The following is a 21128-nucleotide window of genomic DNA, read 5'->3' as shown; positions in this document are numbered from 1 at the left end:
GGCCCGGGGCGAGGAGTCAGCCCGCGGCCAGAGCGTCGTTGATCGCGTCGGCCATCGGGGTGCTGGAAGCCGGGTTCTGCCCGGTGAAGAGGTTGCCGTCCTGGACGGTGAACGCCTGGTAGGGGTCACCCTGCTGGTGCCGGGCGCCCATCTCGCGCAGACGGCTCGCCAGCAGCCATGGAGCGTTGTCGGCGGTGCCGAACAGGCGCTCCTCCTCGTCGGTGAACGCGGCCATCCGCCGGCCGGAGAAGATCCACTTGCCCTGCTCGTCGACCGCGGACAGCAGTGCGGCCGGACCGTGGCAGACCGCGCCGACGATCTTGCCGGCGCGGTCGGCCTCGATCAGCAGCCGCCCCAGGTCCGCATCCTGGAAGAGGTCGACCACGGGACCGTGCCCGCCCGGCAGCACCATGGCGTCGTAATCGGAGGCCGAGACCTCCTCCAGCTTCAGCAGCGGCCCGAAGTCGCTGAGCGCGTGCTGAGCGTGGGCCACGTGCCGGGCACAGTCCTCACCGGCGATCGCCGGATCCGCGCTGTGCTTGTCCAGCGGCTGCAGCACGCCCCCGGGAGAGGCGAAGTCGACGGTGTGGCCGGCGCCGACGAATGCCTTGTGCGGCGCAGCGAGCTCCTCCGCCCAGTAGCCCGTGGGGTACTGCGATCCGTCGGTGCGCTCCCACACTGCGGCTGCGGACATGATGATCAGAATGCGACTCATGGCTTTTTCCTCGGGGTCTCGTCGGCAGCCGATCCGGCAGCTCCGGTCGCGTGCGGGACCGGGCTGCCGAATCGGATCCATCAGCCCCTCCACTGTCGCCTTCCCAGGCGGCCCGACGGCGGCCATCATCGGCCCTGACCTGCCGCGGCCCGCTGTGCCTAGGACTGGCAGTCCTTCGTTGAGGCGGTCCCGACCGCATCGAATCGGCGACACTGGATGCATGGTCGCCGCGAACCGCGAACTTGCCGATTTCCTGCGCCGGGCCCGTGCCCAGTGCGACCCGTCGCGCGCAGGACTGCCGCCGGACACCCGTGTCCGCCGCGTTCCGGGCCTGCGACGTGAAGAGGTGGCACGACTGGCCGGAGTCTCCGCCGACTACTACGCCCGCCTCGAACAGGGGCGCCACATCACTCCCTCGTCCGCGGTGGTCGAAGCCCTGGCCGAGGCCCTGGAACTCGACGCCGCGGGCCGTGCCCACCTCGACGACCTCATCGGCACCACTGCCGTTCACCGACGCCGACGTCCGCCCACTGTCCAACGCCTGCGCCCCGGCCTCCACCAGTTGCTGGACTCCATGGAGGGCACCCCGGCGCTGGTCCTGGGACGCCGAGCGGACGTCCTGGGCATCAACCGGCTGGCCAAGGCGCTGTTCACCGACTTCGATGCCCTGCCACCGGCTCGGCGCAACTACACACGGTGGCTCCTCCTCGCCCCGGAGGCCCGCACCCTCTTCGTCGACTGGGAACGCCAAGCCCGCGCAGCCGTGGAGAGCCTCCGCCTCGACGGCGGCCGTACCCCCGACGACCGACCGACGCAGGACCTCATCACCGAACTGAAGGAGAACAGCACGGAGTTCGGTCGCTGGTGGCAGCAGCACCGCGTACATCAGCGCACGTACGGATCCAAGCGACTGCTCCACCCGCTTGTCGGTGAGATCACCGTGCAGTACGAGACCTTCGCCCTTCCCGGCGACACCGAAGCAGCCGTCTTCGTCTACAGCACCGAAGCAGGCTCACCGTCCCGTCACGCGCTCGACCTCCTCACCTCCTGGACGCTCACCCCCCGCAGCGAGTCCTGAACTCCGCGATGGTGAACGGATGCTGTGACCTGCGCCCGCGCGACGCCGCGCGCCGGCCGGCAACGTGAGGTTCCGCAAACGGTCTGCCTGATCCCGTCGCGGCCGGCCGTGGCGACACGCGGTCCGCGGGAAGCGGCACTTCGAGGACAGTCCGGGCGTATCGGTCTAGATTTCCGTGATCCCATCGTCTGTCTGAGGAGACCTTCGTGAACTCTGCCGTGAAGCGGGTCGTCTGTGTGAGTGCGGCCCTGCTGCTGTCCGTCGCGGGGCTTGCGTCCGCCGCAACCGCGGTCGACGCCCCCGATCCGACCTCGACCACGGCCGGAACGGTGCCGGGTGCGGCCGCGGAGGACGCCGCTCCGCAGCCGACCCTGTCGGCGGAAGCGAGCGTGGAGTCCGTCGAGGCGTGGGAGGAGTTCCGCGTGCAGGGAGCCTCCACGCACCTTCCGGCCGGTACCCGGGTCACGTTGCAGCAGTTGCAGAACGAGAAGTGGGTCGGCCTGCCGATCCATGTGAACACCACCGACGCTCACACGTACAGCGTGCGCGTCAAGCTCGGCGTCAAGGGGCTCGGCCATATCCGGATGGTGGGAGGGGGCGCTGTCTCCAACACGGTGCAGATCACCGTTCGTTGAGACCGACGCGCGTGACTGTTTGCTGAGGCATACGCACGCTCGCCTCGCCCGGCCCTCGCGCAGGGCACCTGTCGCGCCGAGCCGGCCGAGCACGCGGCGCACCTGACTCCGTACGCCTTCGGCGGCCTGGCGTGACAGGTCGCCGAAGGCCCGGATCGGGGCGGGCGGCCATGTCGGCGTCCAGTTCCTGGAGTTGGGGGCGACGGCGCTCCGGTGCAGGGCCTTCCGCGCGAAGGGCGGCGGGCCTCTTGACCGCGTACAGGCGAGTGGCTGAGTGTGTGGGTGGCACAGGGACGTCACCGCACAGGAGTCGCACGTGATGAGCTGGAAAGCCCAAGGGGGAGTGGTCGCCGCCGTCGTGGGGGCGCTGCTCGCGGGATCTCTCGGGGCGGCCTCGGCCACTCCGACAACGTTGTCAGCAGCTGCTGCGTCGAAGGTCGCGCTGATCGACGACCCCACCGACTACGTGGATCCGCTGATCGGCACCGGCAAGGGCGGTGAGTCCGTCGGTGAGATCAACAACTTCCCCGGGCCCGCAGCCCCGTTCGGCATGATGCAGTTCTCGCCGGACACCGAGGACTCCTACGCCGGGTACCAGTACCACAGCGACAAGCTCAAGGGCTTCAGCCTCAACCACGCCTCCGTCGGCTGCACCGCGTTCGGTGATGTACCGCTGCTGCCGGTCGCCGGTGACGTCGGTGACGAGCCGTGGGAGCGGACCGAGGAGTTCTCCCACGACGACGAGAAGGCGGAAGCCGGCTACTACGCGGTGAACTCCGGCGGTGACGACGCGAAGGTGCGCACCGAACTCACCGCCACCACGCGCACGGGCCTTGCGGCTTTCACGTTCCCCGCGAGCGCGGGCGACAAGGCGCAGGTCCTGGTCAAGGGCGGCGGCGCCGTCAACGCCGAGAACACCCAGCAGGCCGAGCTGAAGATCACCGGCGACCGGCAGGTCACCGGCTCCGTCACCACCGGAAACTTCTGCGGCAAGGGCAACGAGTACACCGTTCACTACGCGATCACGTTCGACCGGCCGTTCGCGAAGCACGGGACCTGGGACGGCGAGGAGGTGACCGACGGCAGCAGTGCGGTGGACGCGCCTAAGGCGGGCTCGTACCTGACCTTCGATGCCGCCGAGGAGCGCACCGTACGCGCGAAGGTCTCCATGAGTTACGTCTCGGTCGACGGGGCCGAGGCCAACATGGCCGAGGAGGTGCCGGGTTGGAGCCTGGAGGACCTGCGCGAGCGGACGCGCGCCGACTGGACCGAGGCGCTGCGGAAGATCCGGATCGGCGGCGGGACGGACAGCGAGCGGAAGATGTTCTACACCTTCCTCTATCACTCGCTGATGCATCCGAACACCTTCAACGATGCCGACGGCCGCTACATCGGCTTCGACGACAAGATCCGCACGCTCCCGAACGGCCGGACCCAGTACGCGAATTTCTCCGACTGGGACACCTACCGTTCGCTCGCCCCGCTGCAGGCGATGCTCTTCCCGAAGCAGGCGAGCGACATGGCACAGTCCCTCGTCCATGACGCCGAACAGGGCGGCTGGTGGCCGCGCTGGCCGGTCGCCAACGGCTACACCGGGCAGATGACCGGCGACAACTCGGTCCCGCTCATCGCCAATCTGTACGCGTACGGCGCTCGCGACTTCGACCTGAAGACTGCGCTGAAGTACCTGGTCAAGGGCGCGACATCGGTGGACGACAGGCCGGGCGCGTATCAGGAGCGGCCGGGTGTCGAGGAGTACATGGAGCGTGGCTACGCCAACAACTCCAAGGTCCGCGGCGACCATGCCCGCGTCGGTGCCTCGGTCACCCTGGAGTGGGCCATCGACGACTTCGCCATCGCCCAACTGGCCCGGGCGGCGGGGGAGAAGGACACCGAGCGCACCTTCACGCGCCGCGGCCAGAACTGGCAGAACATCCTCAACCCCGCCACCGGCTACCTCTCCCCACGCGGCGACGACGGACGCTTCCCCGACGGGCCCGGCTACACCCCGCCGCCGGAGGGCAAGTTCGGCCAGGACGGCTTCGACGAGGGCAACGCCGCCCAGTACAACTGGCTCGTACCGCAGAACACGGCCGGCCTGATCGAGGCGATGGGCGGCCGCGAGGCCACCACCGAGCGTCTGGACACCTTCTTCGGCAAGCTCAACGCCGGCCCGAACGAGCCGTACCTGTGGGCCGGCAACGAGGTCAACTTCGGCGTCCCATGGATCTACAACCACCTGCGGCAGCCGTGGAAGACGCAGGAGTCGGTACGGAAGGTCGCCACCACCCTCTTCAAGCCGACTCCGGACGGCGAGCCGGGCAATGACGACCTCGGCGCCCAGTCCTCGTGGTACGTGTGGGCCGCGCTCGGCCTGTACCCGTCGACTCCGGGCACCTCGGACCTGGCGGTGCACAGCCCGCTCTTCGAGCGCGCGGTCCTCGACCTGCCGGGTGACGGCAAGGACCTGGACATCCGCGCCCCGAAGGCCACGGCCGACGCGCCGTACGTGCACCGGTTGCAGCTGGACGGCAAGGACTGGGAGCGCACCTACCTCCCGAAGTCCGCGGTCCGCGACGGCGGCCGGCTCGACTTCGAGCTGTCCGGTACGCCGGACAAGTCCTGGGCCACCGGCGCCGAGTCCGTCCCGCCGTCGTACCGCAGCGGTGAACAGGACTTCCTCGCCCACGCGACGCCGAACCAGGTCACGGCGGCGCCCGGCGGCGAGCCGGCGAAGCTCACGGTGCACGCGCAGCGGCTCGGCGGCCACGATCGCCGGCTCGCTGTCACCGCCCAGGCGCCGAAGGGGCTTTCGGTGCCGGACGGGCGGGTCGCACTCGACCGCGAAACCGGTTCCGGTACGGCCGAGTTGCAGGTCGAGGCCGCGGCGGACGCCGAGCCCGGCTACCACGAGGTGCCGCTGACCATCCGCGGCAAGGGCGGCGATCCGGTGCACCGCACGGCGATCGTGCTGGTCGCGGCGGACGGCAGCGTCGCGGCGGCTCTCGGTGACGCGTACGACGCGGCCGGCGTCACCGGCGACGAGGACCCCGCCGTGGCCGACTTCGACGGCGCCGGGAACAGCTACTCCCGCCAGGCGCTGGCCGCCGAGGGGCTGAAGAGCGGGGCCGAGGCCGAGGCTTCGGGCACCACCTTCAGCTGGCCGGGCCCGCCCGGCGTGCGACCGGACAACGCCACCGCGAACGGGCAGACGCTCGACATCGCCTCCGATGCCAAGGATGCGCGGAAGCTGCTCTTCGTCGGCTCGGCCACGAACGGCGATCAGAAGGCCGAGGCGACGGTCACCTTCACCGACGGCACCACGGCCGAAGCCGACCTGTCCCTCGGGGACTGGACCGAACCGGGAGGCGGCAGCGACCCCGTCTTCGGCAACACGGTGGTGGCGAAGACCGCGTACCGCAACTCCCCCGACGGCAAGAGCGACAAGGCGGCATACGTATACGCCACGAAGCCGTACGAGATCCCGGCCGGCAAACGGATCGCATCCGTCACCCTGCCCAAGAACACCGACCTGCACGTCTTCTCGATCGGGCTCGGCTGACGAATCGCGGCGCAGGCCACCGCCCGCCTCCGACGGCCATGCCCGCCTGCTGCCGCTCGGCCCTACGCCCCCACAGCCTCCGCGAGTTCGCCGACGCGGAACAGCTTTGCCGCCTGCATGGTCGGGGTGATGCGGTTGGCTCCTGCTGCGACCGAGGCGAAACCGCACTGGGGGGACACGCCGATGCGGGCCCGGTCGACGTGGTGCGCCGCCTCGTCCACCCGCGACAGCAACGTGTCCAGTGGCTCCAACTCGTCGCGCTTCGTCGACACCAGGCCGAGGACGACGTTCTTGTCCGCAGGGAGTGCGGCCAGCGGTGCGAAGCCGCCGGACCGTTCGTCGTCGAACTCCAGGAGGTACGTGTCGACATGAGGGGTTCCGGCGAACACCCGCTCGGCCAGCCAGTCGTAGCCGCCCTGTGCCGCCCACATGCTGCGGAAGTTGCCCTTGCAGAGGTGGAGGGAGACCGACACCCCGGGCACGGCTGCCAGTGAGTCGATCAGTTCGCAGCCTTCCGACAGGGTGCGTTCGACCGAGATGGCCAGCGCCTCTCGTTGCCGGCGCTGCTCCTCGTCCACCAGAACGGCCATGTCGGGCGCATCGATCTGCACGCGGGTGCAGCCGACGGCGGCGAGCTCCTCGATCTGGGAGCGGAGCAACGCGGCCCAGGCGCCGAACAGATCGAAGGGGTCCGGGTACACCCGCGCGGAGCGCTCGGCCGACCAGAACCCGTAGAGCATGAGCGGGCTCGGGACGGTGACCTTCACGGGGAGGTGGGTGCGGCCGCGCAGGTACACGTACTCCTCCACGCCTATGTTCCGGCTCGCGGCGATGGGCTCGACCACGGCGATCGGGTTCTCGACGGCGTACGCACCGCCGGCCTCGGTCTCCGTGTCGATCGGTGCCTCGTGGTCCAGAGCGCCGGGCACCGTGGCCAGCAGGTGGTCCATGAACGTGGTGCGGCGCATCTCGCCGTCGTTCACCACATCCAGTCCTGCGCTCTCCTGCAGACGCAGCGCACCGTCGACCGCCCGGTCCTCGACGACCTTGAACTCGGCGGGCGTCATACGTCCGGCCTCGAGTGCCGCCTGCGCGGACACCAACTCGGCCGGACGCAGCAGCGACCCGATCGCCTGGGCCTTCACCGTGCTGTTGCTCATGTGCGTCTCCCTTCACCTGTCACTTGTTCACTCGTTCAGGTCGGCCGGCCGTGGAGTGGTCGTCGGGTACCGGGTGGATGTCCAGGTGGATGCCAAGTCGTCGCAGGACACCGTCGATCGTGGTGATCGCCGTGCGCGTGTGCCGGGGATCGTCGTCGGGGTGTCCCAGCGCGATGACGCACACCGTGCGGCTGCTCGCCGTCACCTGATGGTCCGCCGAGTCCGAGTCCTGCCTGCCCAGCCACGCGAGGGGGGTGAACGTCCCGTCCGGCGCCCGGAGTCCGTACGTGAGGTCTCCGGAAGGCACGGGGCGGGAGCGGGAGGAGAAGGCGGGGACGATCCGCTCGCCGCCGGGTGATCTGCGGACGAGGACGGTTGATCCGTCAGGGATGTCCGTGACGTCGTGCAGGCCGATGCCGCCGCCGAGGACGACCGAGGCGATGGTGACGGCATCGATGACGCCACCGTGACCCCGCCAGGGGCGCTGCGCGACGAGCCGGCGCAGGCGCTCCCCGGCCGGTGTCGTCCCGGGGTGGCCGAGCGTGGCGAGCAGCTTTCGGTATCCGGCGCCGGAGTCCTCCCGGGGCGACAGGGCGAGCAGCTCGGTCGCCGCCGCGGCGCTCAGTGCCGGCTCGGTCATCGGGCACCGGGCGGTGAGGGTCCAGGCGCGCACATGGCGCAGTCCGAGGCTGCGGACATCGGGGTCAACAGTTAGCCGTAGAAGGCCAGTTGGGGCAGATGCAGGCACAGGGGCGGCTTCTCCCGTCATGGGTCGGCGAGGTCGAGCACCGCGGTCCGCGGATCACGGACCACGGACCCGATCGATGAAGACATGCTGTCATTTATAAGTTAGCTTCACCTTAGATTCGAGCGAGGGGGTGCCATGGAGACCGTCGATGCGGAGCATCGGCAACTACGGCCGCCCGAAGGTGAATCGGATGGTGGCGCCGGGGTGGCCGGGAGTCCGGCCGGCCCGCGTCCGAGTCGTTCGGGACGTCGGCGGCGCCGGCGGATCAGGGGCGCCCCGCTGGGGCTGGCGTTGATCGCACTCGCGGCTCTGGCGTCGGTGGCCGTGGGCGCGAAGCCGATCGCGCCGGGAGTCGTGTTCGACGCGCTCTTCGCGTACCACGGCACTGTCGAGGAGCAGTTGGTACGGGACATGCGCCTGCCGCGTACGGGACTCGGTCTGGTGGCGGGTGCGGGGCTCGGCCTGGCCGGGGCGCTGATGCAGGCGCTGACCCGCAATCCGCTGGCAGACCCGGGCATCATGGGTGTGAACGCCGGAGCCTCGGCCGCCGTCGTCGTGGCCATCGGCTTCGCCGGACTGCAGACCTTCGTCGGCTACGTCTGGTTCGCCCTCGCGGGCGCCGCGGCCGTGACGGGACTCGTCCATCTGATCGGGGCGATCGGACCGGGCGGTGCCACACCGGCGCGGCTGGTGCTCGCCGGCACCGCGGTCGCGGCCGCGCTCACCGCGCTGACCTCGACCGTCCTGCTGATGCGGCCGGCCGTCTTCGACGCCTTCCGCTTCTGGACGGTCGGTTCGCTGGCCGGGCGCGACGCCCAAGTGCTGTGGCAGGTACTGCCGTTCGTCGCCGCCGGTGTCCTGCTTGCCGTGCTCACCACCAGGCCGCTGGATGCCATGGCGATGGGGGACGAAGGGGCCGCGGCTCTCGGCGCGCGCGTCCGGGTCACCCGCGTGCTCGGCGTCCTGGCAGTCACCCTGCTGTGCGGAGCGGTCACCGCCGCCGTCGGCCCGATCGCCTTCGTCGGCCTCGCCGTGCCGCACATCGCCCGGGCGATCAGCGGCCCCGACCATCGATGGATCTTCTTCTACGCGGCGCTTCTCGGCGCCCTGCTCCTCCTGGTGGCCGACGTGGTGGGCCGGGCCGTCGCGCGCCCCGCCGAACTCGAGGTCGGCATCGTGACCGCCTTCCTCGGTGCCCCCGCCCTGGTCGTCCTGACCCGCCGAGCCCGGCGGCGCCGATGACCGCGGCGTCCCATGCATCGCCGGAGCCGGTGGCCGAACGGCAGGCCGTGGACGTGCCGTTGTCCGGCGCGAGGGTGTTGCGTGTCGGGCGGGTGTCGCTGCGGATGCGGCCGCGAGGGCTGCTCGTCTCGATCGGGCTGCTCGTCATCGCCGCGGTGATGTTCGCCGTCGGCTGTGCCACCGGCGACTACCCGCTGTCCCTCATGTCGGTGGTTCGCGCGCTCGCCGGCGGCGGAGACTCGGGAACCCGGTTCATCGTGATGAATCTGCGTGTCCCGCGCGGTCTGGACGGGCTGCTCGTCGGTGCGGCACTCGGCGTCTCCGGAGCGCTCTTCCAGTCCGTCACCCGCAATCCCCTCGGCAGCCCGGACATCGTCGGCTTCGGCAACGGCGCGGCCACCGGGGCGCTGCTCTCCCTGCTGTGGTGGCAGGGCGGGCCCGCGGAGACCTCCGTGGCCGCCTTCACGGGCGGCACCGTCGTCGCCTGCCTCGTCCACGTCATCTGCCGGAAGGACGGACTGCAGGGACACCGGCTGATCATCGTCGGCATCGGTGTCTCCGCGATGGCGTACTCCTTCAACGCCTGGCTGCTCAGCCGGGCCGAACTGCAGGACGCCGAGACCGCCCAACTCTGGCTCACCGGGACCCTCAACGGCCGCGGCTGGGAGAACGTGACCCCGGTCGCCGTCAGCCTCGTCGTGCTGCTCCCGCTCGCCATGGCGCAGGGCCGGCGGATCGGCATCCTCTCCCTCGGCGACGAGCCGGCAAGTGCGCTCGGGATGTCGCCGTCGCGTACCCGGCTGCTCGCCCTGACCACCGGCGTCGCCCTGGTGGGTGTGGCCACGGCATCGGCCGGACCCATCACCTTCGTGGCGCTGGCCGCGCCGCAGATCGCCAGGCGTCTCACCCATGACCCGGGGCCCGGCATCGCCGTATCCGCACTGACCGGGGCCGTGCTGCTCCAGGGGGCCGATGTCGCGGTCCAGTGGATGGTGCCGTCGGTGGAAGTGCCGGCCGGGTTGGCCACAGGGCTCGGTGGGGGCGTCTATCTGGCGTGGCTTCTCACCCGACGCCGTGCGCGGGCCTGACCGCCACCGCCCCATGGCCGGCAGAACGCAGCCCATGAAGGTCAATCAGGTAAGCCAGTCAATTAGGCAAGCCTTGCTTATTAAAGACAGGCTGTCTTAAAGTGGCCGCATCAACTGCGACGAGGGGTGGAGAGATGAGACAGACGCGCACGGCGCGAGCGGGGTATGAGGGTGGGGGCATGCGTCGGGCCTCGTCGTTACCGCGACGAGGCGGCGCATTGCTGGCGGTCGGCGTGCTGTGCGTCGGGTTGGCGTCGTGCGGGTCGTCCGACGATGACGACTCGGCCAAGACCGGCAAGGACTCGCAAACCGGCAGTGCCGGCGCGTTTCCCGTGACTCTTCAGCATTCCCAGGGGAAGGCCGAGTTGGCGTCCGCGCCGAAGCGTGTGGTCGCCCTGAGCGCGATGGATCTCGATGCCGCGATCTCGCTGGGGGTCGAGCCCGTGGGGGCGGCCAAGGATCCCTTCGCCAAGTCAGGGGTCAGCCCGTGGCTCTCCGACAAGCTCGACTCGGAGACCGAGCTGATCAACACGACGCCGGACATGCCCTTCGAGAAGATCGCGGCCCTCGAGCCGGACCTCATCCTGGCCACCGGCGACTACGGCATCAGCAAGAACTACGCCAGGCTCAGCCAGATCGCGCCCACCCTCGCCCCAGGCAAGTCGGCCGCCGAGGACTCCTGGCAGAGCCGGGAAGAGAAGATCGGCAAGGCCCTCGGCAAGCCGGACGAGGCGAAGAAGGCCGTGGGTGACACGGAGAAGCTGATCGCGGCGACCGCGAGGCGGTACCCGAAGCTCGAGGGCAGGACCTTCTCCGCCTCGTACGCCTACTCGGCCACCCAGATCGCCACGATCGCCTCGCCCGACGACTTCGCCGTGAAGTTCCTGCAGGCGCTCGGCCTCGAGGTGAATCCGACGCTGCAGGGCACGGAGAAGTCGGCGAGCAAGACCCAGCCCGGGATGCTCAGTCCTGAGCAGGCCGAGAAGCTCGCCTCCGATCTGACGGTGATCGGGTTCACCTCGCCGCAGGTGCGCAACACGCTGGAGAAGGGCCCCTCGTTCACCAAGGTCAAGACGACGGGGGTCTACGCGCCGGTGGACAACGCGACCATCACGGAGCTGCGCAACCCGTCGATCCTCGGGATCCCTTGGCTCCTCGACGAGCTGGCCCCGTCCTTCAAGGCCGTCAAGTAGCAGTCTTCAAGGCGGTCAAGTAGCAGCGGAAGCCCCGCGTTCCGCCGAATCCCGGAGCAGTCGTGCGACGGTCGCGGCCACTTCGGCGGCGTACGGGACGAGGTAGAAGTGTCCTCCGGGCCAGCGGCGGTGAGTGAACTCGCCGTCGCCGGCATCGGACCACCGTGCCGCGGCGGGGGAGTGCACGGACGGGTCGTCATCTCCCGTCAGAGCGGTGATGTCCACGGGGAGAGGGGGCGTCGTCGGCGTCGGCCGATGGGTCTCCGCCATGCGGTAGTCGTTGCGGAGGATCGGCTGGAAGAGTTCCCACATCTCCGGGTCGTCGAGTACGGCGTCCTGGGTGCCCCCGTGCCGGCGCAGCACCTCGGCGAACTCGTCGTCGGGGAGAGTGTGGATCATGCCCCTGCGTGGGTGGTGCGGAGCCTGCCGGGCCGATACGAAGAGGTGGGCGACCTGGCGGAATGCGGTGGGGTGCTCGGTCGCGAGGCGGTGGACGATCTCGTAGGCGATCGTCGCGCCCATGCTGTGACCGAAGAAACCTGTGGGGCGGTCGAGGAGTGGGTGTAACTCCGCGGTGGCGTCGGCCACGACGTCCACGAGGCGCGCGGGGAGCGGCTCCGCGGCGCGGCGTTCGCGCCCCGGGTACTGCACGGCCCAGGGTTCGATGCTGTCCGGCAGCAGCGCCGGCCACATACGGAAGAAGCCCGAACCGCCTCCCGCGTGCGGCAGGAGGATCAGACGCAGGGTGGCGTCCGGGCGGGGTTGCAGACAGCGGACCCAGCGGGCCGTGGGGTGGGCGTGAACGGGCGCCCGGTGGACGCCGGTTGTCCTTGGCTGCTGCGGGTTTTCGAGGGGACGTGACGATGCACTCATCGGGCGGCGTCGGGCGGCGGGCAGGGCCGGTCCGGAGGCATCGGTGTCGGATCGCATGGACACGCGTGCAGCGCACCCGGTGGCGGACGGAGTCGGCGGCGCGTCGTGCGGGTCATCCGATGCTTCCCCTCTGTGCTGTCCTGACCTGCTGTCGTGACCTGCTGCTCCGGGGCCGAACCGCCGGAAGTGTCGCCTCCTCGGCGGTCGGGACGTCATGGGTGGGCGGGCTGGTGAATGCGGCCGCGGCAGGTGCGATCGCAGTCAACCGGCAAGCTACCACGGGTACCCTAACTTATTAGCGACTTGCTGTAATTAAATGGCCGGATCCAGTCCCCGCGAGGGGGTGTGCCCCGGTTACCGCCAGGGTTCCGGCTCGGAGACAATGGCCGTATGTCGCGTACTCCCGCCGACCCGCACCGTCGTCCCGCCGACCCGCAGAGTCCACCGGCCGATCGGCAGCGTCCGCATGCCGAGCTCAGTGCCCGGCTGCACGTCCCCAAGCTCGGCCGCCCGCCCCAGGTGGGGCGGCGATCCATCGTGGAAGCAGCCGTCGCGGTGGGGTTCGAGGAGCTCAGCATGAGTGCGGTGGCCCGGCATCTCGGGGTGAAGCACTCCACGCTCTACCGTTACTTCCCGCAGAAGGAGGCGCTGCTCGCGGCTGCCGCGGACCATGTGGTCGCCTCGATGGAGTGGCCGCCTCCGTACGCGAGTTGGCGACCGTATCTGCGGGCGCTGGTGCGTACCACGTTCCGCATGTTCGACGAGCACCCCGGTCTGGCTCTCCATGTCGCGGCGCTGCGCGGAGGGCTCGTGGAGTACGCGCGCCAGGGTGCTCGGGCCACGGCCGTGCTCGTGGAGCTCGGGATGGATCCCGAATCCGCCGTCCTGGCTCAGGACTTGGTCAACGAACAGGTGCTGCTCTACTTCCTCGCCGGGCAGCAGGAGGGCCGGCCGGCGACGGGCGCGGAGGAGACCGCCCAGCTGCGGCGCAGGATGCTCGAGGACGTCAGGGGTGAAGCGCCGGGGCCGGTGGCGGACGCCTTCGAGCGGGTCATCGGCGGACGCCCCGAGGACTGGCTCAACCGCAAGATCGAAGTGATTCTCGACGGAATCGCGGGCTCGTTCCCGCTGACCGGAAATCGCCCTCAGGTGTAGGGAGTTGGACGGATCGCGCAGCGGAATTATGGATTCCGTCGGCGGTGGTCGCGGGATCGGTCCACGGTTCGGATCGATCCTTGTGTTCGGCGTTTGAGTGTGCATATGCTTCCCGGTGTCGGATGGGTGTTCGCCCGAAATGGCGTTCGGTCATCCACATCTCATGTCGCTGCAGCGGCCCGCACTGCCTGATTCGTTCTCGAATCGGTGGGGCCGCCGGCTTTCGCATACGGCAGGTATTGCGGAGCGACATTCACCGGCCGCGCCCACGCGGCTGTTCTGTTCGAGTTCGCCGGGAAACACCGGCTCTCCCGTCGGCCGTACCGCGGTCGTTCCCATCAAGGTGTTCGGCGATACGTCCGGTGTGCGCGTCCCTGTGCGCATGCCCGGATCCGGTGTCCCGGCTGCCTTCGTCTGTTCAGCGCGACCTCAGTCCTCCACAGCACACTGAAGTCAGTGAAAGGCCCTGTCAGCCTGAAGAGACCACCCCCTACCCCGTCACGCGCATTCTCGGCGAGCTCGCCGCCGACCCCAACTCCGTACTCAAGGCATACACGGCGAACGCGGCCTTCCGCGCCGCGACCGCAGAGGAACTCACCACCCCGGACAACCCCTTCAGGCGCCCGGTCCGGCCGGACGATCTGGCGTGGCTGGACTACGCCCCGGTGCTTCCCGCCGAACGCCAGCTGCTGCTCAGCGGACTGCTCGGGCACCGCATGCTGCGCAACGTCTACGACGCCGAGAACGCGCTGCTGCCCGGGCGGGCCGACGCGGCCGCCGCCGCCGACGGGAAGCAGTTCCGCTCGTACGAGAACCGCCTGCTCGGCATGCTGGCCAGGCCGGTCCTGGAGAACCATCTCTTCGCTCACCTGGACGACGACCGCACGGAGCTCGCCGAGCCGACCGTCGGGGCGGTGCAGGACGTGGTGCGGGAGTACTGCGAGCGCCGTACCGCGGAGCCGCACCGTGCCTTCGCGACCGCGGCCGGCCGCAAGGACGCACGGAGCGCCGCCACCTTCCTGCTGATCCAGTCGGGCGTCTTCCTGCCGGCCGTGCACCACGCCATCGGCCGGGGCGCGCTCGCCGAGACCACGCTCGCGCACCCCGGCCTGCAGGCCGCACTCGAGGAGATCCGGCGCGGCTGGGTCCTCGCGGCCCCGGACTACCGGTCGATGTTCGAGGACGCGGGGCTCACGAGCTCGCCCGCCGCGTACTGGCAGTTCTCCCTCGGCACTTCGCTCGCCCGGGGCAACCACCTGCTCGGCCTGGCGCTCGCCGGCGACCGGCTGCCCGAGTTCCTCGGCGCCGTCACCCATCTCCTGGTGGACCTCGCCGCCTCGGCGGCGCCGCTGCGGGACGCGCTGCGCGACGCCCTCGACCTGGGTGCCGCCTACTTCGACAAGGTCGCGGCCATCGGCCCCCAGGAGGCCGCCGCTCTGGTCGAGCGCTTCCTCGGACCGCTGCCCGAGCGCTTCGGCGACAACGTAGTCACCTCCTTCCACCGGGGGTTCGCCGACGCCGCGCGGATCGCCGCCCGTTGGGACGACGACCTCACCGAGCAGCTCGTCTGGGCCGACCGCATCGAGGACTACAAGACCGCTGCGGAAGGCATCCAGCACAAGCTGGTCACCGAGAACATCGAGGTCGATCTGGACACGTTCGTGGAGACCCATGAGGAGACCTCCACGACACACGTCCACGACGAGCACCGCCTGGTGATGGTCGAGAGCGGGCAGATGCACTTCTGGAACAACGTCACGCATCGCATCGCCCTTTCCGAGGGGGACAAGCTCCTCATTCCCACCTCGCGGCTGCACGGATCGGTGGTCCTCTCCGGAACCTGTGTGTACCACCAGCCGATCATTCCCGAGGAAATGTTCCGGGAGTTCGTCACCGACTGACCGGACTCCCGTCCTTTCCCTGCCTTTTTCTCGTGCGAGCGGAGTGTGGCATCGGCATGCCCGAAAACAAGAAACGTTCGAGTGGAGAGAAGATCGAATCGGCCCTGGAGTCGATTCAGGAGATCACCATCGGCGACACCCCGGAATGGGGTGCACGGAGCGCCGAGCAGTTCCTGCGGTCCGTTCTCTCCGAGACCGACCTTTTCCCGTGCACCTTCGGCGTCGCGGCGGCACGGAAGAAGACCCTGCGCCTCGGATACGTCGACGGAACGGACCGGCAGGACGACTGGTCGCGGCTGCCCGATCTGCTGCGCCGGTATCTGGAGGAGTACCGCTCGCTGAGCAAGGAGACCTCTCTCGTGGTGCTGTTCCGGCCCGAGAAGGAACCCTTGCCGATGGACGCCTATCGGGAACGGTTCTGGTCGGTGCTGCGCTATCTGGTCGCCAAGGACTCGCAGCCGTGGCCGGCGGATCTGCCCGCAGATCCCGACGAGAGCATGTGGGAATTCGCCTTCGGCGGCACACCCGTCTTCGTCGTGTGCAACACACCGGCCCACGACCGCCGTCGCAGCCGCAGGGCCGACCAGTTCATGATCACGTTCCAGCCGCGGTGGGTGTTCGAGGGACTGGAGGCGGACACCCCGCGTGGTGCGGCCGCGCGCAGGACGATCCGGTCCAGGCTCCGCAAGTACGACGCCGTCGACCCTTCGCCCTTCCTCGGCGCGTACGGCGACGACGACAACCGTGAGTGGCGTCAGTACTTCCTGGAGGACGACAACAACCCCGCTGCTGCGGGAGAGCACTGCCCGTTCCACACGGGAGCCGGCGCACCGGTGCGCAGCGAAGCGAAGGCCGGCGCCGACTGGACGGTGGTGGTCAACGGCGACGGTCAGTACTCCGTGTGGGACGCGGCGCGTGCCCTTCCACGGGGCTGGCACGCGGTCGGACAGCCGGACACCCGGGAGGCCTGCCTGGACCGCATCGCCGGGCTCTGGCCCGATCCGCGTCCGCAACTGCAGCGGGGCGCGCGATGACCACAGAACCCCTCCGGCGATCGACCACGGACCGCTTCGAGCCGTTCCCGCTGACCGACACCCAACGCGCCTATCTGCTGGGCCGCGGAGACGTCTTCGAACTCGGCAACGTGTCCACCCACGCCTACTTCGAGTTCGAGGGCGATCCGGACCTCGGCCGTTTCACGACCGCATGGCGGCTGCTCGTGGAACGCCACGACATGCTCCGCGCCGTCATCGACCCCGACACGCTCACCCAGCGCGTACTCCCCGACGCACCGGCCTTCACCCCGGGCGTCGTCGATCTGCGAGAGCTGAGCGAGCCGGCACGCGACCGTGAACTCGCCGCCCTGCGCGACAGGCTCTCGCACGAGGTGCGGCCGGCCGGCCGCTGGCCGCTCTTCGGTGTGACCGTCGCCAGACTCCGCGACGACCTGGTCCGGGTGTTCATCGGATTCGACGGCCTCGTCTGCGACTTCGCCAGCTGGCATGTGCTGTACGGGGAGCTGGCCGGGCTCTACGAGGACCCGGCCGCGCCGCTCCCGGCGCTCACCACCAGCTTCCGTGCGTACGTGCTCGAAGCGGAGGCCGCGGACGACAGCGAGGAACGCCGGGAGTCGGAGGCGTACTGGCGCAAGCGCGTCGCGGACCTGCCCGGCCCCCCGCGTCTTCCGCTCGCCGCGGACCCCGCGACCGTCGCCGAGCCGCATTTCGTACGCCACGAGGCCGTCCTGGAGCGCACCGACTGGGACACCCTCAAGGCGAGGGGCCGGGAAGCCGGACTCACACCGTCGGCGCTGCTGCTCGCGGCGTTCGCGGAGGTCCTCGCCGCCTGGAGCGAAGAACCCCGCTTCACGCTCAACGTCCCGCGGATGAACCGGACGCCGACCCACCCCCAAGTGGACCGGCTCGTCGGTGAGTTCGCCTCCTTCTCGCTGATCGAGGTCGACCAGCGGGCCGCAGACACCTTCGCCGAGCGCGCCGAGCGGATACAGCAGCGCCTGTGGGAGGACCTCAGCCACTGTGAGGTCAGCGGCGCCTGGATGCTGCGTGAACTGGCCCGGGTCCAGGGCGGGATGGAGCACGCCCAGATGCCCGTGGTGCTCACCAGCACGCTGGCCTGGGCCGAGGCGGGTGACACCGCACTCGACCGCGACCTGACCCAGGTGTACGGCCTCTCGCAGACTCCGCAGGTCTACCTGGACGTGCAGCTCGACGAGCGGCAGGGCCGTCTCGTGCACAACTGGGACGTCGTGGAAGAGCTGTTTCCCGACGGCATGCCCGCCGCGATGTTCGAGGCGTTCCGGCTGCTGCTCGACCGGCTCACCCACGACGAGGACGTGTGGACGAGCCGGGAGCCGGACGTCCTGCCGCCCGAGCAGCGGGCGCGCCGCACCGCGGCACGCGGCCGCGTCCGGCCACTGCCCGAGGCGCCGGTGCACGCGGACTTCCTGCAGTGGGCCGAGCGCCGCCCCGGCCACCCGGCCGTGATCACACCCACGCGCACGCTCACGTACGGCGAACTCCTGGACGGCGCCGCCCGGGTGGGGGCCGCGCTCACCGCTCGCGGGAGCGGGCCGGGCGATGTCGTCGCCGTCCTCGTGGAGAAGGGATGGCAGCAGGCCGTCGCGGTCCACGGTGTCCTGCTCGCCGGCGCCGCCTACCTGCCGCTCGATCCCGCACAGCCCACCGCCCGCATCACGAAGCTGCTGGAACGCGCCGGCGTTCGTACCGTCCTGACCCGGAGCGGGGCCGCGCCGATCGCCCTGCCCGAGGGCACCCACGCGCTGGCCGTGGACGGCCCGCTGCCGGACGCCGTGCCACCCGGCCCGGACCAACTGGCCCAGAAACACGACGACTTGCTCTACGTCCTGTTCACCTCCGGATCCACCGGAACCCCCAAGGGCGTCATGATCGAGCACCGGGGCATGGCCAACGCCCTGCGGGAGACGGCGGAGACCTTCGCGATCGGCCCCGACGACGTGGTGCTCGGACTGACCGCACTCCACCACGACATGGCCGCCTTCGACCTGCTCGGCGTCCTCGGAGCCGGCGGCACCCTCGTACTGCCCGACGCCGACGCCGTCCGCGACCCCGCCCACTGGGCGCAGCTGATGGCCGAACACGGCGTCACCCTGTGGAACTCGGTGCCGGCCATGCTGGAGATGCTGCTCGACCACCCCGACGCCGCGCCCGCGCTGCGGACCCTGCGACTCGCCTTCACCGGCGGGGACTGGATACCGCCCGAGACCGCCCGCACCCTCGCCCGGCTTGCCCCGCACACCCGGCTCGTCAGCGTCGGTGGTCCCACCGAGACCACCCTGTGGAACATCTGGCATCCGGTCGGCCCCACCGATCCGGCCCGCCCCAGCATCCCGTACGGGAAACCGATCGCGAACACCGTCTACCACCTGCTCGACGAGCGGCTGCACGAGCGGCCCGACGGTGTGACGGGCGAGATGTACTGCTCGGGCGTGGGCCTCGCGCGCGGCTATCTGCAGGACGACGGGGGCACCGACTCGCCCTTCCTGAAGCACCCGGTCACCGGCGAGCGGCTCTACCGGACCGGCGACCTCGGACGCCATCTGCCCGACGGGAGCCTGGAGTTCGTCGGCCGCGCCGACCTTCAGATCAAGGTGCGCGGACAGCGCATCGAACCCGGCGAGGTCGAAGCCGCACTCACCGCCCACCCCGCAGTCGACCGCGCCGTCGTCACCGGCGTGCCGATCCCCGGGCGCAGCGGACCGAGCGCCTTGGCCGCACATGTGCGCCACGCGCCGGACGCCACCCCGCCGACGCCGAGGGAACTGCGCCGACACCTGGGCGAGCGGCTCCCCGAGCACATGATCCCGGCGACCTTCGCGTCCGTGCAGGACTTCCCGCTCACCGCCAACGGCAAGGTCGACCGCGCGGCACTCGCGGCCCGCGCTCCGGACCTCGCCCATGCGCCGGAGGCGGCGGGCGACGCCCCGCCCGCGCCCCTGGAACACCTGCTCACCGAGGAATGGGCCCGGCTGCTCGGACTCGCACACGTCGGAGTCGACGACGACTTCTTCGCGCTCGGCGGCGACTCCCTGCTCGGCGCCCGGCTCCTCACCCACCTCCGCGCGATCTTCGAAGGGGAACACCTCACCGCACGCTCGCTCTTCGGCACGCTCACGGTCACCGGCATGGCGGCCGAGATGCGCCGCCAGGAGAGCGCCCCTGGACGCCTGGACCTGGTGGCGCGCCTGTATCGGGAGCTGGCCGGGCTCAGCGACGAGGACGTCGGCCGCGCCCTGAGCGACACCACCGCGCACACCACAGCACCCGGCGAGGAGCAGCCATGACCGCCGACACCCCCGAACCCCTGCCGCGCGCCGAAGGCGGCGAAGCGGCCCGACGCAGGCTGCTGCGCACCCTGCTGGCGCAGCACGACGCCTCGACTCCCGTACGGAACAAGGCAGTCGGCGACGGACGGGACCCCGATGCCACCCCGCTGTCCTCCGCCCAGTACCGCATGTGGTTCCACCAGCACGCCCGTCCCGACAGTGCCGCGTACAACCTGGCCGTCGCGGCAGAGCTCACCGGTCCGCTGGACACGGCGTCCCTCGAAGCAGCCTTCAGCACCGTGGCGGGGCGCCACGAGATCCTGCGTACGGTCTATCGCGCGGGCCCGGACGGCACGCCGGTCCAGCAGGTCCTGGCCGACAGTGAAGTGCCGCTGGCCGTGGACGACTTGACGGACCGTGCAGCCGACGCCGAGGCCCGTGTGCGGGCCGCGCGCGCCGCGGCCGCGGCGGACGCCGCGCGCCCCTTCGATCCGGCCGTCGACACACCCCTGCGGCTGCACCTCTACCGCCTCGCCCCCGACCACCATCTCCTGGCCGTCGTCCTGCACCACGTCGCCTGCGACGACCTGAGCTGGCGGCCGCTGTTCACCGAGGTGTCCGCCGCCTACCGCGCCGCGGCCGACGGCAGCACACCGTCCCTCGCGCCGCTGCCGTTCCAGTACGGGGACCACGCATACGAGGAAGACCGGGCAGGGACCGAACCGGACGAGGGACTTGACTACTGGCGGGACAGGCTCACCCCTCCGCCTGCGCCGGCCGCCCCCTTGGCCGATCTGCCCAGGCCCCCCGTCCCCGGCGAGGCAGGCGCCCGCGCCACCCGGCCGCTCGCGGCGGGAGTGCACGACCGGCTCACCGAGCTCGGCAGGGCCGAGTCGGCCACTGCCTACATGGCGCTGCTCACCGGATACGTGACGCTGCTGCACCGGCCGTACCGACATCACGGTCGCCACCCCGGTGATCAATCGCGACGCGCCCGAACTGCGCGATCTCGTCGGCAACTTCGGCAACAGCATCGTCCTGCGGATCGACGTCGCCGGCCGGCCCGGCTTCCGTGAAGTGCTGCGGCGGGTACGGGCCGAGTGCCTCGCCGCGTACCAGCACCAGAGCACGCCGTTCGACCGTGTCGTGGAGGCCGTCCGCCCGCACCGCAGTGCGGGGCACACTCCGCTGGCCGACACCATGTTCTCGTCCCGTACGAGTGGCATCGGGGCCCTGGACCTGCCCGGCATCGAGGCTCGGGAACTGTCCGTCCACAACGGCACCGCACGCTTCGACCTCGCCGTCGAGACGGTGGACACCGGATCCGGCACCGAACTGGGCGCCACCTATCGCACCGAGTTGTACACGCCCGAGACCGTGCAGCGGCTCCTGCAGCATCTCGAGCGACTGCTCACCGCGGCCGCGGAGCACCCCGACACCCCGGTGGACGAGCT

14 protein-coding genes and 1 pseudogene are annotated in these 21128 nt (G+C 70.4%); 11 read left to right on the top strand and 4 right to left on the bottom strand.

Features of this window, described 5'->3' with window-relative positions; genetic code table 11:
- Positions 1-16: 16 nt before the first annotated feature.
- Entirely contained in the window at positions 17-715 is a 699-nt protein-coding gene (locus DY218_RS22285; RefSeq protein ID WP_128557900.1) for a type 1 glutamine amidotransferase domain-containing protein, read from the bottom strand.
- Between the two features lie 220 nt (positions 716-935).
- Here DY218_RS22285 and DY218_RS22280 point away from each other — a divergent pair, with 220 nt between their 5' ends.
- The 3 genes from DY218_RS22280 (at position 936) to DY218_RS22270 (ending at position 5990) form a co-directional block, all read left to right on the top strand.
- Positions 936-1793, top strand: coding sequence for a helix-turn-helix transcriptional regulator (locus tag DY218_RS22280; RefSeq protein WP_128557899.1), 858 nt, complete (start codon positions 936-938; stop codon positions 1791-1793).
- A gap of 206 nt (positions 1794-1999) precedes the next feature.
- Entirely contained in the window at positions 2000-2428 is a 429-nt protein-coding gene (locus tag DY218_RS22275) for a hypothetical protein (protein WP_128557898.1), read from the top strand.
- A 319-nt stretch (positions 2429-2747) separates the two neighbouring features.
- Positions 2748-5990, top strand: a complete 3243-nt coding sequence (locus DY218_RS22270; RefSeq protein ID WP_128557897.1) for a GH92 family glycosyl hydrolase — start codon at positions 2748-2750, stop codon at positions 5988-5990.
- A 62-nt stretch (positions 5991-6052) separates the two neighbouring features.
- On the opposite strand, the gene DY218_RS22265 is transcribed toward DY218_RS22270, so the two are convergent.
- Entirely contained in the window at positions 6053-7150 is a 1098-nt protein-coding gene (locus tag DY218_RS22265) for a cobalamin-independent methionine synthase II family protein (protein ID WP_128557896.1), read from the bottom strand.
- A 19-nt stretch (positions 7151-7169) separates the two neighbouring features.
- Entirely contained in the window at positions 7170-7790 is a 621-nt protein-coding gene (locus tag DY218_RS22260; protein ID WP_128557895.1) for a hypothetical protein, read from the bottom strand.
- 243 nt (positions 7791-8033) lie between these two features.
- On the opposite strand from DY218_RS22260, the gene DY218_RS22255 reads away from it, so the two are divergent.
- From DY218_RS22255 to DY218_RS22245, 3 genes are all read left to right on the top strand, one after another.
- The gene (locus DY218_RS22255) at positions 8034-9140 is read left to right on the top strand and encodes an iron chelate uptake ABC transporter family permease subunit (RefSeq protein WP_128557894.1); all 1107 of its coding nucleotides are present in this window, start codon (positions 8034-8036) and stop codon (positions 9138-9140) included.
- A complete protein-coding gene (locus DY218_RS22250) occupies positions 9137-10228 on the top strand; it encodes a FecCD family ABC transporter permease (RefSeq protein ID WP_128557893.1) in 1092 nt (363 codons plus the stop codon). Before DY218_RS22255 ends, DY218_RS22250 begins: the two co-directional genes overlap by 4 nt.
- 332 nt (positions 10229-10560) lie before the next feature.
- Entirely contained in the window at positions 10561-11421 is an 861-nt protein-coding gene (locus DY218_RS22245) for an ABC transporter substrate-binding protein (RefSeq protein WP_158574086.1), read from the top strand.
- A gap of 15 nt (positions 11422-11436) precedes the next feature.
- Here DY218_RS22245 and DY218_RS22240 read toward each other — a convergent pair whose 3' ends face one another.
- Positions 11437-12351: a thioesterase II family protein gene (locus tag DY218_RS22240; protein WP_233521809.1), complete on the bottom strand. Its 915-nt coding sequence runs from the start codon at positions 12349-12351 to the stop codon at positions 11437-11439.
- A gap of 333 nt (positions 12352-12684) precedes the next feature.
- Here DY218_RS22240 and DY218_RS34610 point away from each other — a divergent pair, with 333 nt between their 5' ends.
- From DY218_RS34610 to DY218_RS22215, 5 genes and pseudogenes are all read left to right on the top strand, one after another.
- Positions 12685-13449 carry a TetR/AcrR family transcriptional regulator gene (locus tag DY218_RS34610; protein ID WP_199566824.1) on the top strand — a complete coding sequence of 255 codons (765 nt, stop codon included), beginning with the start codon at positions 12685-12687 and terminating at the stop codon, positions 13447-13449.
- A gap of 395 nt (positions 13450-13844) precedes the next feature.
- On the top strand, positions 13845-15350 hold the full coding sequence (locus tag DY218_RS22230) for a cupin domain-containing protein (protein ID WP_128557891.1): 1506 nt from the start codon (positions 13845-13847) through the stop codon (positions 15348-15350).
- 56 nt (positions 15351-15406) lie between these two features.
- Positions 15407-16384, top strand: a complete 978-nt coding sequence (locus tag DY218_RS22225) for a YqcI/YcgG family protein (RefSeq protein ID WP_128557890.1) — start codon at positions 15407-15409, stop codon at positions 16382-16384.
- Positions 16381-19692 (top strand): non-ribosomal peptide synthetase, encoded by a 3312-nt coding sequence (locus tag DY218_RS22220; protein ID WP_128557889.1) that lies wholly within the window; start codon positions 16381-16383, stop codon positions 19690-19692. The genes DY218_RS22225 and DY218_RS22220 overlap by 4 nt, the downstream gene beginning before the upstream one ends.
- Positions 19689-21096 (top strand): annotated as a pseudogene (locus DY218_RS22215) (condensation domain-containing protein); the annotation flags it as partial. The gene DY218_RS22220 and the pseudogene DY218_RS22215, both read left to right, overlap by 4 nt.
- Between the last annotated feature and the right edge of the window lie 32 nt (positions 21097-21128).

It is taken from the genome of Streptomyces triticagri, assembly GCF_003429565.1.
Classification (GTDB): Bacteria; Actinomycetota; Actinomycetes; order Streptomycetales; family Streptomycetaceae; genus Streptomyces; species Streptomyces triticagri.
Note: the sequence above shows the minus strand (reverse complement) of the source record. Positions and strands in the feature narration are given on the sequence as shown.